Source organism: Ignavibacteriales bacterium (assembly GCA_026390575.1).
GTDB lineage: Bacteria > Bacteroidota > Ignavibacteria > UBA10030 > UBA10030 > Fen-1298.
In genome coordinates this window covers 450110-466836 of sequence record JAPLFR010000001.1, presented here as the reverse complement: position 1 = coordinate 466836, position 16727 = coordinate 450110, and the positions used below count along the sequence as shown (strand labels likewise).

General features: G+C 41.8%; 12 protein-coding genes. 1 reads left to right on the top strand and 11 read right to left on the bottom strand.

Annotation, left to right across the window (positions count from 1 at the left end):
* The 5 genes from NTX44_02105 to NTX44_02085 all read right to left on the bottom strand — a co-directional run.
* Positions 1-3758, bottom strand: a 3758-nt coding sequence (locus tag NTX44_02105) for an FG-GAP-like repeat-containing protein (protein ID MCX6120397.1), incomplete at its 3' end; no start/stop codon positions are given.
* A 70-nt stretch (positions 3759-3828) separates the two neighbouring features.
* Positions 3829-4410, bottom strand: a complete 582-nt coding sequence (locus tag NTX44_02100) for a transposase (GenBank protein MCX6120396.1) — start codon at positions 4408-4410, stop codon at positions 3829-3831.
* Between the two features lie 54 nt (positions 4411-4464).
* A complete protein-coding gene (locus NTX44_02095; protein MCX6120395.1) occupies positions 4465-5157 on the bottom strand; it encodes a hypothetical protein in 693 nt (230 codons plus the stop codon).
* Between the two features lie 146 nt (positions 5158-5303).
* A complete protein-coding gene (locus NTX44_02090) occupies positions 5304-5804 on the bottom strand; it encodes a hypothetical protein (protein ID MCX6120394.1) in 501 nt (166 codons plus the stop codon).
* A gap of 63 nt (positions 5805-5867) precedes the next feature.
* The gene (locus NTX44_02085; GenBank protein ID MCX6120393.1) at positions 5868-6500 is read right to left on the bottom strand and encodes a TlpA disulfide reductase family protein; all 633 of its coding nucleotides are present in this window, start codon (positions 6498-6500) and stop codon (positions 5868-5870) included.
* A gap of 235 nt (positions 6501-6735) precedes the next feature.
* Here NTX44_02085 and NTX44_02080 point away from each other — a divergent pair, with 235 nt between their 5' ends.
* Positions 6736-8925: an adenylate/guanylate cyclase domain-containing protein gene (locus NTX44_02080; GenBank protein ID MCX6120392.1), complete on the top strand. Its 2190-nt coding sequence runs from the start codon at positions 6736-6738 to the stop codon at positions 8923-8925.
* A gap of 212 nt (positions 8926-9137) precedes the next feature.
* Here NTX44_02080 and NTX44_02075 read toward each other — a convergent pair whose 3' ends face one another.
* From NTX44_02075 to NTX44_02050, 6 genes are all read right to left on the bottom strand, one after another.
* On the bottom strand, positions 9138-9416 hold the full coding sequence (locus tag NTX44_02075) for a hypothetical protein (GenBank protein MCX6120391.1): 279 nt from the start codon (positions 9414-9416) through the stop codon (positions 9138-9140).
* 8 nt (positions 9417-9424) lie between these two features.
* Positions 9425-9943 carry a hypothetical protein gene (locus tag NTX44_02070; protein MCX6120390.1) on the bottom strand — a complete coding sequence of 173 codons (519 nt, stop codon included), beginning with the start codon at positions 9941-9943 and terminating at the stop codon, positions 9425-9427.
* A 270-nt stretch (positions 9944-10213) separates the two neighbouring features.
* Positions 10214-10714, bottom strand: a complete 501-nt coding sequence (locus tag NTX44_02065; GenBank protein ID MCX6120389.1) for a hypothetical protein — start codon at positions 10712-10714, stop codon at positions 10214-10216.
* A 240-nt stretch (positions 10715-10954) separates the two neighbouring features.
* The gene (locus tag NTX44_02060) at positions 10955-14677 is read right to left on the bottom strand and encodes a tetratricopeptide repeat protein (GenBank protein MCX6120388.1); all 3723 of its coding nucleotides are present in this window, start codon (positions 14675-14677) and stop codon (positions 10955-10957) included.
* Between the two features lie 92 nt (positions 14678-14769).
* Complete coding sequence (locus tag NTX44_02055; GenBank protein MCX6120387.1) at positions 14770-15546, bottom strand: hypothetical protein; 777 nt, start codon at positions 15544-15546, stop codon at positions 14770-14772.
* A gap of 240 nt (positions 15547-15786) precedes the next feature.
* Entirely contained in the window at positions 15787-16305 is a 519-nt protein-coding gene (locus tag NTX44_02050; protein MCX6120386.1) for a DUF4402 domain-containing protein, read from the bottom strand.
* Between the last annotated feature and the right edge of the window lie 422 nt (positions 16306-16727).

Here is a 16727-nt window from a genome sequence, read left to right as displayed (position 1 = left end):
CGTACGTATGTCTTATTCAGAAAGATATCCCGATTCGTCTCTGAAAATAATTCTTGATATCCGCCTCGCACGACTACTTGTTTTTGCGTTGTCATCACTTCGCTGTACGATCCCCGGGTTACTTTGATCGTATCTCCTATTGCCGCCCGCGTGAGTGCTGTTTGGATGTTACGCAGAGGTGCCGTTGCTGTACCAGAATTCGCGTCGCTACCGGCAGTGGACACACAGAGAGTAATAACATTCGGTATTGAACTTGCAGCAACGCTCTTTCCGCTCTCTAACCTCGCACTATTCAAAGCCGAGACGCGGAAGTAGTACTTCGTGCCGTTTGTAAGACCGATGATAGTCTTGGAAGTATCTGAGATAGAAGCAGATGATGAGTCTTTGAGATTAACAGATGTAGAATCTGTTCCCATGTAAATTCGGTATTTCAAGAAATCGGCTTCTGTATTTTTATTCCATTTCAATGTCACTTGTCCGTTGCCGGCAGTGGCGGTAAGGTTTTGAGGAGCGGCAGGGGTAGTGTTGGAACTAACTGTATTGCGGAAAATGGATAGCGTGCTGCTGCTATTTGCTGTAATAAGGTCAGGCTTTCCATCACCATCCAGATCACCGATGAGGATCGCCCGCGGACCAGTTCCTGAGGTAAAGTTCAATGCCGCTTCAAATCCGGCATTACCGGATGTACTGTTGCTGCGGAATACGGAAATGGTGTTGCCCGTGCTTCCATTATAATTTGTTGCCGCGATATCTATTTTTCCGTTTCCGTCCAGATCGCCAAGAGCAACCCCAAATGGCTGGGTTCCTGTAAATCCGACTTTTGAGGCAAACGAAATAGCGCCGCTTGAGCTTGTATTAAGAAGAACGGATAGTTGTGTGTTTGAGGAGGATGTTCCAGCCACTATATCCAGTTTCCCATCTCCATCCAAATCTCCAATAGCAACAGCACTGCCAGTGCTGTTGATCGAGTAATCGGAATTTGTCGCCAATGAAATAGAGCCGACCGCGCTTGTGTTTCTAAAAACAGAAACAATGCTGTTCACGCAACTTGCTGCGGCAACATCTATTTTTCCATCTCCATCAAAATCGCCTACGGCAAGAGTCCAAGCATACACATTTGTTCCAAACGATTGAAATGCTGCAAATGAAATAGTGCCGACAGAACTTGTATTGCGAAGAACCGAAATATTACTACCATTCCCCGAAGCGATAACATCCAGCTTGCCATCTCCATCCAGGTCGGCCAGTGCAACGCCCCATGGATTGGAACCCATGGCAAAGTCTACATTAGAGGCAAAAGATAAATTACCGGGTGTACTGGTATTCCTGAGAACAGATATTGTATTGCTACTATTATTGGTGGTGACAATATCCAGTTTGCCGTCTCCGTCTATATCTCCCAATGCGACAGTATACGGTGCATTTCCTGTATTGAAATCTACTTTTGTAGCATAGGTAATAGAGCCACTGCTGCTTGTGTTAAGGAAAACAGAAACAGAACCGCCTGAATAATTTGACGCAACGAGATCCAGTTTGCCGTCTCCGTCAAGGTCGCCTTCAGCAACGCTAAAGGACTGGCCGGTGGTGTTCACGTCCGTTTTCGCGGCAAACGATGTTGAAGTAAGGCTCCAGTTACCGGAAAATGTCGGTGTATAGAATAATCTGGATGATGCGCTGAGATTATTTGTTGTCACGGTAATCGGGGCATAAACAGCTCCGGATGGCACAGTGACGGCCAGTGATGTTGCCGTTGCATTGGTCACAGATGCCTTTATACCGCCAAAGAACACAATATTATTGGATGCCGTAGCGCTGAAGTTTGTGCCGGTGATTGTTACCGTTGTGCCAATGGGTCCGGAGGTTGGAGAAAAAGAAGTGATTGTGGGAGGATTACCGGATGAAGATGTTGTTGCGCTGCCAACTGCACCTGGTGAATTTCCATTAGCATTATATGCTTGAACAAAAAAATCATACTGCGTCGATGGATTTAATCCTGTAACCTGATATGATGAAATATTTGCACCAACAGTCGCAGAATTTGTATACACGCTACTCGCACTAGTACTCCACTTGATGCGAAATCCCGTTTCATCTGAAGAATTATCCGTCCAGATCAGATTGACCTGCGAAGCCGAAGCGGCTGTTGTTATTAAATTGGTTGGACTGAGCGGCGGAATTTTTAACGATACCACGGAATTGTAAATATCCGCATCTGTATTTATCCCTGTCCATACTGCATACGCCTGCCTGGTTCCAGATATGGAACTTCCAGCAATTCCCGGAAAATAATTCATGCTTGCATTGGTGCTGCTGGAACTGTCAGGAGTAGAGAAGGCGAGCTCATTCCCGGCCATAGCAACACACATTCTGTTATTCCGCATAAAACCAACATAGAAACTGAAATCAACATCATGGGTTATCGTTGGGAGAATTTCATTCGAGGAAGATCCGGCAACAAGGACTTCCCTCCAAGTAACTCCACCATCTGAAGAAAGAAGACCATTGATATCAAAATCAGTTGCTGTTTTGTAGTCCACAGCATTATTGGAATAATCATATTGATAGACGATAGCAACACGTAGGCCGACAGTGGAAACCAACGGTCCTATTTTAGCATTGGGTCCGCCGTTCACATTTAACGGAATTGAAACTTCGGACGACCAGCTACTTCCAGAACCGTAGATTGTCGATTTTCGTATCATGATGGTGCCAGTGTTGGTGCCGCTTCCTAAATAGGAAACAAATAGTCCACTAGAACCAAAATCCATACCTACAGTCGGTGTACTTAATGCAGGCGTTGTATATCCTAAAGATTGATAGTCTTCCCATGTTCGTGCTGTGTCTATCGATCTACTAAATAACACTGCCGTACTTCCATCCGATTGTCGGAAAAGGTACGTTAGATAGATATATGGGGTTGTTGGATACTGCACTGCGTCTGTACAGAGTTGTTGACCAACAACATAATCTGTTGCTGTAATTGTAGGAGACGAAACATATGTGAATAGACCATCTTTAGTCGTTCGATCAAATCTATATGTTCCTAAATACTGAACATAGATGAAGGAGATAATTACCTGATTGCCGGCAAGGCAAATCTTTGGATTTTCAAGAGATGCTGCTGAACTAAAAATTGAGGTCCATTTGGTCCATGACGTTCCTCCATCGGTGGATTTGTAAATTGAAACTTTGCCGTACGGATATCCGCCTGTTGTGTCATTATTCACAAAAGCTGTAAACATTTCGTTCCCATCGACGGCGATCTGTGGAGAGAATTGATTATCAATACCGTTATACACTATTCCCTGCGGCGTCATACTCATGGACTTGCTGATTTTTGCAGAGAGTACCGCATTTGATATTGGTGCCTCGTTCGACACCGATTCGCTCTTGATATCCATAGGCCTGACATTTGAATTGAAGGCAGCAGATTTGGTCATCGGTTGGAAATACGGTTTGGTAGTTGCATTTGATCCTGCTAACTGCGGTGTGGAATAAACTTGCTCTTTTCGCAACTCATACTTTTCTGACTTCTGAACTTGACATAAAAGAACTGCTGGAATAAAGAAAAGAAACAAAAAGAATTTTACGGAGAACCTTGTCAAGGTTCTCGAGTCACCTTCGCAAGGTTTCTGTGTCTTCACTGTGTTACCTTGCGAAGGTTTCCTATCAACCTTGACAAGGTTACCGGTGAATTTGTTTGTTACTCTCGGAAGGTTTCCAACTAAATTTGATTGGTCGGTATCAAATGTCTTCATATAATCCCCTTTTTTCCTGCCTTCTCTAGATTTGACAAGTCTGCAAGACTTGTCAAATCTATTTATCTATTTAATCTTCATCGATTAAATTCATAATTGCAAATTCATTTGTCATCTGATTATGAAATTCTATAAAAGCTTCTTTACCGCCAAACCATTCAAGCACCTTATCTCGATCAACAACGTTTGATTGTCCTGAATGAATGATTGAATATGATGAATATAAATACGTCTGAAAATTTTTGACAAAACCATGTTTTTGTGGATTAAAATGAATGTAATGAACGAGCCAAGCAAAGTACTCATTTGATGTAACTTCACGCCGACCGAAAGGGCGTTGGAATAACGCGCCTGTCTGTCCGTACGCCTTATTAATTGCCTTCGCGTAACTAATGAAGAAATTCCTAAATTTATTTGTTACCAAACTAGACTTGACAAGTCTTTGAGACTTGTCAAGTCTATCATCCTTAATTCGTACCAACACATGGAAATGATTTTTCATCAGGCAATAGGCAAATGTTTCCGCAATAGGAACAATATGTTTTGTGTACTGTTGTAGGAAGTAATCATAATTCCGATTTTCGTAAAACAAGTTCTCACGGTTATTACCACGATTGTAAATGTGGTAATATTTGCCTTGTTCTAGTTCCATTCCTTTTCTAGATATGACAAGTCTTATAGACTTGTCATATCTTCCTTTCTTTTTTTATGGAAATTCTGGCGAAGCCGGCAATGCTTCAGGCGGTGGAGTTCCACTAGAACCTGGTTTTAACAGAAACACTGCTGCACCTCCTGCTACTAGCGCTCCACCTACATACCACATCCATGAACTACTACCCTTACTCATGGAACTTACCCGCAATTCTTTTCCCGTCATCCCTTCCGCCATCTCCTTTGCCATATCGGGCACGATCTCCGTTGCAAGTTCATCAACTTCGCCTGAATGCTGGCGGCTTTTATTCTGAATAATCTGTGAAGTTGCTATATCAATAAGCTGTATGTTCACATTATACACGCGTCCTATCTTGCCAATCGTGCCGGCAAACATTCTCTCTACCTTCAAAATCTTGCCCGCTTCTACAATGCATTCAACCTGCGAGCACGCTTCAGACTGCTGGAATCCCTGTTCCTGTAAAATAACTTTGATCCGGCTGCGATCAACAACATTGAATTCACCGAACTCGACGAGCCGGGACTGGAAAATATCGGAGAGCGATGCCGCTTCTTCCTTCGAGATTCCGCCGCGTGCATCGAAATCAAGGACGGCTATATTGATTTTTGGATGAGCCTGAGATGGTTTCATCTGTCGGCTTACTGCTGTTGGTACGATGCTAAAAGAAAGAAAGAAGACAAGAACAAATCGGATAAGTGCGGGCGCCAAAAAGTAATTCATTCGCATGCGAACCCCCTCCTGTATTACTGATGTAAAGCGCGATGGATATAATTATAATTTCATTAGTTTTAAATAATCTTTCAAGTTGAAATTAAATCGTTTGTCCTATGCTCAAACTCTCCCAGGACTATCACAATTCTTCCAGGATTTCATTATTTCTGCGGGCCATCAAGAGCCACCAGAATTTCTTTTACGACATTTGGTAAAAATTCATCACCAATATCTTCAAGATCATCATCATACGTTCTTGAGATGGCAAGAACAACCTCGGAAGTTCCAACATCAATCATCTTAAGATTGAGCACGTACTTATCGCCAAGTTTGCCGATGGAACCGGAGAACATGTGATGTATTGCAAGAATTTTCGCCGCCTTCGCCATCCCATTTCCATCTTCCTGTGCAGATTGAAATCCTTGTTCAATTAAAACTGCAGTTAAATGTTTTCTATCGATAACAGTAAACCGTTCCGTTTTCTGAAGCGCTGCTGCAAGCATATCCATCACGCTTTCTGCTTCGCCGGCTTTCATACCAGCTCGCGATTCAAAAGGGAGTATACCGCAGTTCATCTTTGGTTTTTTAACAACTTGTTCGGGTGCAGCACATCCGAGAAGAATAAAAGAAATGACAAAACAACATACAACAGTTCGGCACATCGTGCACCTCTCTGCAGGTAGATGAGTATAGATTTTTGAATGATGAATTCAGGATGCTCGGTTTTATTTTTTAGTACCAACCTTCTCTTGTACCAACTCTTTGATCAGTTTTTCAAGTTCAATATGGAAATTTTCATTATATCCGCGGTTGATCTTGCGCACAATTCCAAATTTATCTATGACAACAATCATGGGCAGTCCATGCACCGTGTAGAGCTGCGCAAACCGCGTTGCCGGATCGAGAAGACATTGCACATTGTACCCCCTCGACATGTATACCTGTCGGATCGTATCTTCGTTTAATTCGGATTTCTCCATGGTGTTGATAAGAAAGAATTTTATAGGTTCATTCTTCATTTCCTCAGATATTTTTTCAAGAAGAGGGATCTCAACTTTACATGGCTGGCACCACGTTGCCCAAAAACTCAGAACAACAACATAACGGTTTTTATTTTTCCAAGAATCACGAAGAGTCTCGCCCGTGTAATCGCGCAGAAAAACGGCATTATCCGTGAGAAGATCCCGCATAACGAAAGATGGAGCTACGCTGCCCACCTTGAGGGAATCACGTCTATATATATTCGAAGATGCAGCTGGATTGCCGGCACCTGCTGAAACTGATACATTTGAGATTATGAGAATACCTGTGAATATTCCAAGTACTATTGATTTTTCAAAATATTTACAGATTGTCATTCTTTTCTTTCCTCTCTCTTCAATTATTCACACTTTCTCATATAACGAAATCTTAACAAGAAATTACCCCTATGTCAAGGGAAACCAAAGATTCATAATAATCTCAAAGATGTCGCTTCAACACAAATATAGCAATATTAAGGTTACGGTTGCATTTCGTCTGGCACCTTGTTAGATTAGCAACAATTATATTTTAAAGAATCCTCCGTAGTACATACCAAAAAAGGCAGACTTTATGAATCCATCCACGATCGTTAAAGCAGGTCTCAAAAAGTATTACGGTTTCATCTTTGCTGTAGGGACTATTCTACTCGCAGAACTTTTTTTCAATACATCGTTCCTTCCTTCTTTAGGAACAAACCTCTTTCAAGCGATAGAACAGCGTGGATGTGATATGCTCATGCGTGCACGCGGCGTAAGACCGTACGGCAATGACATCATCATGGTCAAAATTGACGATTACACAGATAAATTGCTTGGGTGGCCTATACCCCGTGATCAATACGGTGCCGTCATGACACTTCTCAGTAATTCAGGTGCAAAAGCCGTCGCACTTGACGTTCCTCTTCCTCCCAAAAAAGATGTCGATACAATGCAAAATATTTTGTTAGTAGAATACTTGAAACAAGCACAAGGGACATTTCAAGTTATTGGTCCATATGTTCCTTCATCAACAGAGAGACAACACGTCAGTCGTCGCGATGTAGACAGCGCTGCACATTACATCATAGGACGTTTTGGAATTCCAGCTCCATATCTGAATCATTTCCCACGCGCACCAATCATCAACGATTATCCATTTCTTGAATTGGCTGAAGTTTCGACCGGCATCGGACATGTATTGCTTATTCCCGATACATTAGATGGAATTATTCGCTCAACTCCTTTATTCGTAGAATACGCTGAACGACTCTATCCATCTCTCGGAATGACGTTGGCAATGTATGTATTGAAGATTGATCCAAAAGACATTTCCTTCGAAGATACTGACGATGGAACTATAGTCAGAGCAGGCACAATGGAAATTCACACAGGATTGTGGGGTGAAGTTCGTATTAACTATATCGGAAAGGGAAGCCAACTTCCTTCTGTATCCTTATTTGATATACTCGCAGCAGCTAAACAAGGGAATGAAAAATTCTTTGATCAATTTAAAAATAAAGTTTGCATTATAGGTCCGACTATCCGTTCGGTGGGTGATTACTATGCAAACCCGCTTGAAGAATCATCAGCTGGATTCTTTACTCATGCAAACATTTATGACATGATCGCCACCAACAGATTTTTAATTCCGGCGCACGCATGGATTCAATTCTCCATTCTTGCTCTGATCACTTTGGCAATCGGATTCGTTGCACATACGTGGAAGATGCGTGCTGGAGTTGGAATCCTTCTCTTGGTTGCAGTACTCTATTCCATCTTCGCTTATAGTGCATTCGCATTTTTCAACGTTTTGTTCCATATTGCCGAACCGTTGTTTGCATTCTCCTTATGTTTTGTTTCAACCATTGCTTTTCGCGCTGCAACCGAAGGTCGTCAGCGGAAAATGATTACCGATCTGTTCGGACGTTATGTCGATAGTACCATTGTCGATATACTCATTAACGATCCACAACTTGTTAAACTTGGCGGTGAAAAGCGTGAGATATCCATCCTCTTTTCCGATATAAAAGGATTTTCTACCATTTCAGAAAAAGTAGATGACGAAACACTCGTCAAACTTCTCAATGTCTATATGACTGATATGACAAATGTTATACTCAAGCATCAAGGCACCGTCGATAAATTCATTGGTGATGCGATTATGGCATTTTGGGGAGCACCCCTGAAAGATGAGAACGCTACGTTCCACGCTTGCGTGTCAGCACTTGAAATGCAGTATCGACTCGAACGATTGCAGCCAAAACTGTACAAAATTGGTAATGTGGAAGTCAGGCAGCGTATCGGGGTTAACACGGGGACATGTACGGTTGGAAACATGGGATCTGAGCAAAGACAAAGTTATACAGCAATTGGAGATCCGGTCAATCTTGCCTCGCGATTAGAGGGTGCAAATAAACAGTACGGCACATGTATTCTTATCAGCGAAACAACGTATCAACAAGTAGCAAAACGTGTCGTTGCCCGCGAAGTAGATCGCGTTCAGGTTGTTGGAAAAACTGAGCCGACCCGAATCTATGAATTGATCAATCTCGCCGATAAGCCGATAACTGATAAAATGAAATATTTCCTTGAGATATATGCTGAAGGGTTGAAATCATATCGAGAGCGCCGTTGGGATGAAGGTATTGCATATATGGAACATGCGACGCAAAAAATTCCAGATGACCCGGTGTGTCTGCTCTACATCGAACGGATGAAACTTTACCAAATCTCCCCGCCTCAGTCCGACTGGAATGGCGTCTTCGTGCTTCATTCAAAATAAATAAAAATATTCAGCTCAACAAAGTTCACCTTACATAATCGCAACGTTTTTTCAATCGAGGATTCTCTTGACCTTGACGCTGTGGTGCGTTCGTTGATAATTCACTGTTGTGTGGAAGAGAGGCGAACGTGTAAAAAGATTTATTCGGTAATCGCAAGAACGAGCGGAGTGTTATCGCTTGCGACAGATGTTTTTGTCTCAAGAACTGATATTCAATCGAGATGCACATTTGAAAACATTGAAGGCAGCGTGAAAACTGTAACTTTGGAGGATTGCTGTTTCAGTTGGTTCCGAAGTGCGACAGCTTCAGACGAGGTTGATGAAGTATTACTATTTTGGATACTTGCCAACGTGTTCAGCGTTGGTTTTACCGGGCGGTTGACTGCGAACATGACTGTTTGTGTTGCCGAGTTTGTTGTTTGTGAAAATGCCAAAGGACTCAACACAAGAGCTAGAATAAAGAGTGAACTTATGGAAAGAAGTTTTTTCATGATTTTACTTAATTCGTAAGCGTTAATGTAACCATTCGTGATGTTGCTGGAAGCTCAGTGACATCTGCATTCGCTGCAAATGTGTAACTGATAGTTTGATCTGTCTCGACTCCCGTGCTGATTCCCGTCACGACATTTACCGGAGTCATTGCATTTGATAAATCAACTGAACCGACGCTTGCGGCTTTGCTGCTTGCCAATTTAATCATCAATTTTGTTCCAGCAGGCATCCGATCACTAATGGATGCAACGATTTTCATATTACCAACATTTGTCGATAAACTATATTTTGTATTCTCATCGCTGATCGAAGTAGAGTTGGATCCGCTGGCTTCATCTTTAATAATAAGCTGACTGGGATTGCCTACTACCGAAATCTTGGAAATCGGCTTCACTTCAAGTGTAACAGATTGCGTGGCTGTATTACTATGACCTTGTGAACGTACTTCATCGAAAGCTATGGCTACTAGTAGGAGAAGGACTATGGCAGTAAGAATTTTCACACGTGAGACTTGGATGAGTGTCATAAAAGAACTATTCATTTGCATAATGTATTGTCGACCAAGGGCCAGTAATCAGCTGTTGTGAGAACGGAGAGTATTCTTGATGCATTGAATGAAGTGCACAAGCGTTACGGTGTTTTATATGTCAATGGCACATTGAAATAATTCAGATTATTTTTGATTGAAGTGAAGAAGGGACAAAAACCGAAAGGAGGTTTCAGTAAATTTTTAATGATTTAAATTAGTAGTGAGAGAAATTTTAGTATCCGCAGCCACCACGCTGATAGTTGAGTGTTACCACTCCCTTAGGTTCAATGTCACCGTTCTTCCTAAACGTGTACCAGATATCACGGTGCAAGAAATACACTGGTCTGTCTCAACTACCTTGCCATTTCCGATAACCACATTCTTTGGAGTTCCATCTGACAGATCAACTATCCCAAGACTTGTACCCTTCTTGCTTGACACTTGAATTAAGAGCTTCGTTCTCGCCGGCATTGGTTCGTCAATGGATGCTAGGATCTTCCAATTTTGGGAATAGGTCGACAGGTTATAGTGTCCCTCTACCATTTTACTGTGAAAAGCGAGGAATCGATTGGAACCATTGTTCACGGAAATGGAACCAAAGGGCTTTATTTCAAAAGCACCCAGTGATACAATGGCTGTCATGACTAGTAGTAGGAAAAGGACTATGGCTATAGGATTTTTCAACCTTCGTGTTGGAGTAATATATGCAAAAGGATTATTCATTGTCAAGTGGTATTTTGTATTTATATTCGCAATTAAGTTTTTCATATGCTTGATTTGTTTACTTCATTTTAAATGCCAGACAGACCAAACCTGACTCGCTTTTTAGTGTTCTGTTAAGTTATTTAAAAGAAAGGAGTTAAGAGATAGGAAAAAAACAGCAAATTTTATTTTAGGTATGAAAAATTGAATTTTCTACAATAGCGATTCTGCGTGTACAATTGATATATATGAGAGAATCAGGATGGTAACTGGTAACTAAAGAGGTAGATTGAAGAGATTTTATTGCTATTCGAAATTGAAATTGTGGCCGAAATCCATAGCGTCTTCTCTGGATTTGAAAACACCAATAAAGACGCAAAATCGTAAGCCCAATGCTGGCTCACGTGCAATCATAACGTACGTTTTGAGTCTTGGGAATTTAGTTATTTGTTTCACTACTCGCCTCACTTTTGATCGTGTGGCCCAAGAAGAAACTTGAAGAACGTACCCGGTTTTCTTTATATTGGAAATCACTATGCATGGCTTCTCAGCTTTCATTACTGGCGGAGGAGTTACAATTTTCTTTTCAATGATTGGAGGTGCTTCCTGAATCACCTTGCTTAAAACTTTTTTTTTTCCGCTTTTCATCAGGAGATTGTCCAGCGCCTTCAAACGAGATATTACGCGACGTGCATGGACATTGTCGGGATACTGATCGTTGAGAGCCTGGTAGGTGTCTCGGGCTTTCTCTCGTTCATCTATCTGCTCATACGATCTGCCCAGCATATAGTATGCATCAGGTTTTTTATTAGATGAATCCAGAGCAATAACTTTTTGGAAATGTTCTATAGCGTCACTATAATTACGTGTAGCATAATTGCATTCACCCATCCAGTACTCACAGTTACCGGCGAGAGATTTTTCAATTCCTCTCTCAAGCAAACTGCTAAAGAGGGCATGAGCATCGCCGTAATTTTTCTCTTGGAAAAGTGAAATTGCTTGAGAATATTCTTCACGAAGAGATGAATCTACACTTTTTTTCTGGGTAGGACTTGGTGCCGGTTCGATATTTTCTTTGAGAATGTTGGAATCAATATTGTCTCTCTTGCCGGGCAGAGAGACAATGAACTTTCTGACGGAATCACTCGCTATGACTTTCATCGTATCCACTTCTTGAACCGGTTTTGTCACTTTGAATAGGCTTTCACATACAATGACAAGGTCTTCAATGATATCCCCTTGCATCGAGTGATGCACCGTAACGGCGAGAGGACCGCTCTGCTGGATTGCTTGAAGAAATTTAAGTTGCTCAGGATCAACCGCAAGCGTATAACTCCCGGGTGCGACATTCATCGCATAGAATCCTCCATCTGCAAATGTGCGAAGCGTATCGCCGAAATTTCCTTCGGTTGCCCGCATGATGACGCGGCTTCCACTGAGTGGACTACGAATTCCTTCCCTTTCTAAATAGACGTTTCCAGAAATAGTTCCACCACGATAAAATGGAATTTCGATCCGCCTCATTTGATTCGGATCGACAACAAAAGAAAACTTATCGATTGTGGGCACGAGATTAGGATCGACCTGTTGTTTGTCAACCTCTAGATTGTATCGGAAGTAGCTTTCTAGCTGCGTCACCCGGATGATGCTGTCTCTGCCAAGCTCAATCTTGCCACTTCCTTCGACTTTGACCCCTCTTGCCGGAATGAGCTCGTCTCCAGCATTGTACTTACCGTTATAATTGTTATCGACAAACAGTTTTACATCAACGCCGCCTTTACCAATTTGTTCGCGGTTTGATAAGAACACCGCGCCACGGTCGAGTGCTACCGAGCCATAGAGTGATTGGCGAGATGTCATGCTTTCATTCGAGAAATCAAAGACCGAAGAGGTGCGCGTAAAATTTAAATCCATAATCAGGCCAGCCTCAAACGATGTTGTGTTGCCTGCAAAGTTACGATCAAACCCTAGATTGAATTGAAAGATCTGCATAAATGTTTTAGAAAATTGGAGGCTCGCATCCTGAAGGGACCTGGTCTGCAGATCGTATGTTACGGCACCGCGCAAGAAAAATGCCTGCAAGAAATTTGGGAGAACCGACGAGCGTGGCAGCATGTACATAGCCGTCGTTGTAAGGAGACCATTACCATTAAAGTTCAAGGGACTCACTTCGGTGCCAGTCATTACTTCACTATAGCTCATGAGCCACTGTAAATTGATAAGACGGGTTAAAAGATCGAGTCGTTTCGACAAACGTTTTCCCGACGCAGCATCCGTGTAGTCCTCGGAGATCCTGAATCCGGTGCCAGATGAGATAAACGTTAGAGGCAACGAGAGAGCCAGGCTTGCATTCTGCTGAGGCGATGTGCCGATGAGTGTATCACTCAATAAATATTTTGAATATGAGACAAATACACCTGCATTTGAGGCAAAAATAGCGTTCGCATTGAAGAGGTAATATGCGTCCGGTGCCACATTAACATTGAAAATGTACTGGGAAAACAAGCGGGACGAAAATCCGAAATTATATATCGGTTTCAGGAGATCGGTATTGTTGCTGCGCTCGAGGCCTCCATTGAGCGTCAGCCAGTTCGCAGCACCAAAGAGCAAATTTACATTTCCAAAATATGCATTATTCGCCGGATCTACATTATTATTCACTTTACCTGCTTGTATATTGTAACTAAGAATCCCCTTTGGTACAAACGAGAATGGTATCTGAATTTGTTTCTCACTAACATTTATATCACCATATTTGGAAAACGTTTTAATTGAAATTTTCTCTGTTCCGTACGTAAGTGGAAACTGAAATCGATAGTAGCCTGCCGCGTTAGCTTTCTGAAATCCAATCAGGCGGTCATTCAAAAACAATTCGACCTCAGACTCAGGATCGGTGAACCCATCAACGATGTAATTGTCAAACATGACGCGCGGTTCAATAGGTTCGTTTGATAAAGCAATGCCTGTAACCCTCGGAATAAAATCGCTGCCAGTCGTAATCTGACCTGCCGTGAACGAACTGAAATAATTATTCTGCCGCACGACGTAACGCCAGCGAAGGTCGCTGACAGAAGCGGCCTGCCCTGTTGCACCAACCAAGCTCACCTGAATATCTCCTCCAGCCACTTCACCCCCGCCAGTAAACGTATAGTTCGTTCCCTTTGACGAGAGCTTGTCCAACGAAGTAGATACGTTGTAATCGAGGACGGCGCCACCGAGGACTGAACGATCGAGAGCATAACGCAGTGGATATTTCACCGACGGGCCGAAGTCGCTTCCCACTTCCGAACGCACCAACGCCGCCTTCTTGCGAACGAGCGCAGGTAATTCCTTGGACGTCTCGGCAATAATCTGGAGCCGGTTGATGTTCACTATGCTGCTGATGCCAAAGATTTCTTCGAATTTTTCAGCTGCTATGTAAATATCCATCTCCCCTTTGAACATCTCTTCCAATGTCAGTACATATACTTTATCTCCGAGAGAAATCTCATGCCTGACCGGATTAATTGTCATTGGCATTGCAGAGGAAATATACGTCCCTTTAATGGTATTCTGTCCCTCGATGGTATAATAAACTTCAAAAATATTGAATAATACTGTGACGGGAAGAAAGATTTTATCATTCTTCACTGCAACCGATATGTTATAGCTGCCCAATCCCTTGAGAGTGTACCCAAATACCACTTCATCATATTGGGAGGATTGCTGCGCGAGCGATCGGGATGGAACAAGAAAACAGAATAAAAAAAATATACGAAGAGTTAATAAGAAGGTTTGTACATCGTTATAATAATTTCTTGAAGGGATGAACTCATGCACATGCGGATGAATCCGGGTCGGTCTTGTTTCTTTTTGTTCTAAACAACCTTCGTCCCCGACAAAGTTTCTTCGAACACCTTGTACCGTGTAAATAATCTTTCTAAAATATTCTACAAACGTTCCCGTTACTATCGATAATGAGTAAAAAAAACAACAATGCTTGAATTGTAAATATGGATTTGGGGTATCTGCATTATTGATAGACGGCATAACCCACAGGCTGTCCTGAGTCCCATACAACAATCTTTTCGAGCGAAGCCATAATGAAGCATATGTACCTTCTCTTATGATGCCACATTGCATCATTCAAGATTCACATTCACTTCTTTGGTCACCGGTTGAGCTTGCAATAAGTCTTCCGTCGCAACATCCGACCGCTTGGTTTCAAATGTCACAAGAAGTTTATGCTTACCCTTTGCCACTTTTGAAAGGTCAAGGTCTATCTTGTTTTTCATGCGAAAATAAATTGATGCTGTTGCTTCAGACAAAGCCACTTTTTCATTTGCAGCAGAATACAACTCTGCCTTCATGCTGCCGATGAAAGGCGCATTGCCTGTGCGCTCTACATCCACAACAACTGTTAGCTTATTGTTCTTCAATGATGTCATGACATCGTGTACGATTAGACCGGTAGAGACATTCCCTTTCCTGTAGAAAACAGGGAAAATCTGGTCAAACTTGAAATTGATTTGTGCCGTGACTGCATCTGTTACCTTTTTCTCGACGTCAGGTGTTTTCTGAGCCGACGTTACCTTAACTCTGGAGAAAAAGAAAGCATCTTTCACAGAGCTGTTCGCGCGCACTTGCAACCTGACAGTTTGTTCTTGTTTGGCGTTCAAAATAAAACTTTTTGGATATGCACGAACCATTGGATTTAGTGCATATGTTTTTGCAGCAACCGTATCGTTGTAATTCATTATGGCATTGCCCATACTGTCAGCATCGGTATATCCAAATGCAAAGCTTATGCTCACTTCTTGGGGAACTGCAGAATTGTTTGTGATATACATATTCCCGATCCCGCTCTTCGAATCAATAAAGAGCATTGAGGGCGCTACGGTTACCTGGGCAAGAAGCATTTCGGGCACCAAGAATAATGCGGGTATCAGGAAAATTAATAATCTTGAATTGCAACACGTCAAGTGTTTCATTCTGATACTTTTTTCCTTTCTTAAATATTTTTTAACCCCACAGAAAACGTAAACGTCACTCAATTGGGAAATGAGCAACATAATAACAAACAGAAAGCCCTAAAGGTAAGGGCTTCCTGTCTGTGACATCTTAATAAAGCAATTACTAACGATAATTGCAATGATTTTCTATTTGTACTCAACTGAAAAATTAGCATTACCAGAGAACAAACCCGTTTCTGCTCCTGCTGGCAGAGATCCTCCAACCCACAAAGAGTAATTTCCTGCACCACTAGTTACCACATCAGCTCCTGAGGCTAAAGTACCAGCGGTTGCTTGATTCGCTGCACTGGCGTCGCCATTAACTGCAAGTGTTAACGTCAAGGGCGTTTTACCACTTTGTGTCAGTGAAATAGATGCTGGCCAACTGATCAGAACATCTGTCGAGTTTGCACCAGTGACCGTGACTGTACCAACTGTCACTCCGGAACCTACATATTGATGGGCCAAGCCTTTGGGATCAATAACAGCTGTCTTGCTCGCCGGAATGTTTCCGAACGCCATATTTGTTGCATCAATTGTTAAAGCAGTCATAACAGTAGCAGTTGCAGCGACATTTTTATTAACAGTCTGTGCCTGCATATTGCCGGCGACTAAAACCACCAGCATCGCTACTAATAGGGCAAAACTAAATAAATTGCGTGACATATGAACCTCCATTTAATTGTTTGTTTATTTATTGTGTATTAGTTTTTGTTTTATTTTCTTCTATCAATTTCATAGTTAACTTATATCAATCTCCGTGCCAACACAAATTCCCCTTTTTTCAAACGATTTTCGAGCATTAGATAGATTATTATGCCCATAATGAGATTATTGACTCATATTGAGAACTATTATATTTTGTTTAAATACACGATATTATAAAAAGAATCGACATTTTGATACGGTTTGGTATCATAATGATACAAAATTACATAATTGTTCTTACGATGGTATTTTATGATATTTTTAGGATCATTATAATTAAATCTTGCTGGTACAAAGACTTTTAAAGTGCGCATCTATTTACATGAATATTATAATAGGACATTAAACAAAGAAACCATTGACAAATATTGTGTCAGGAA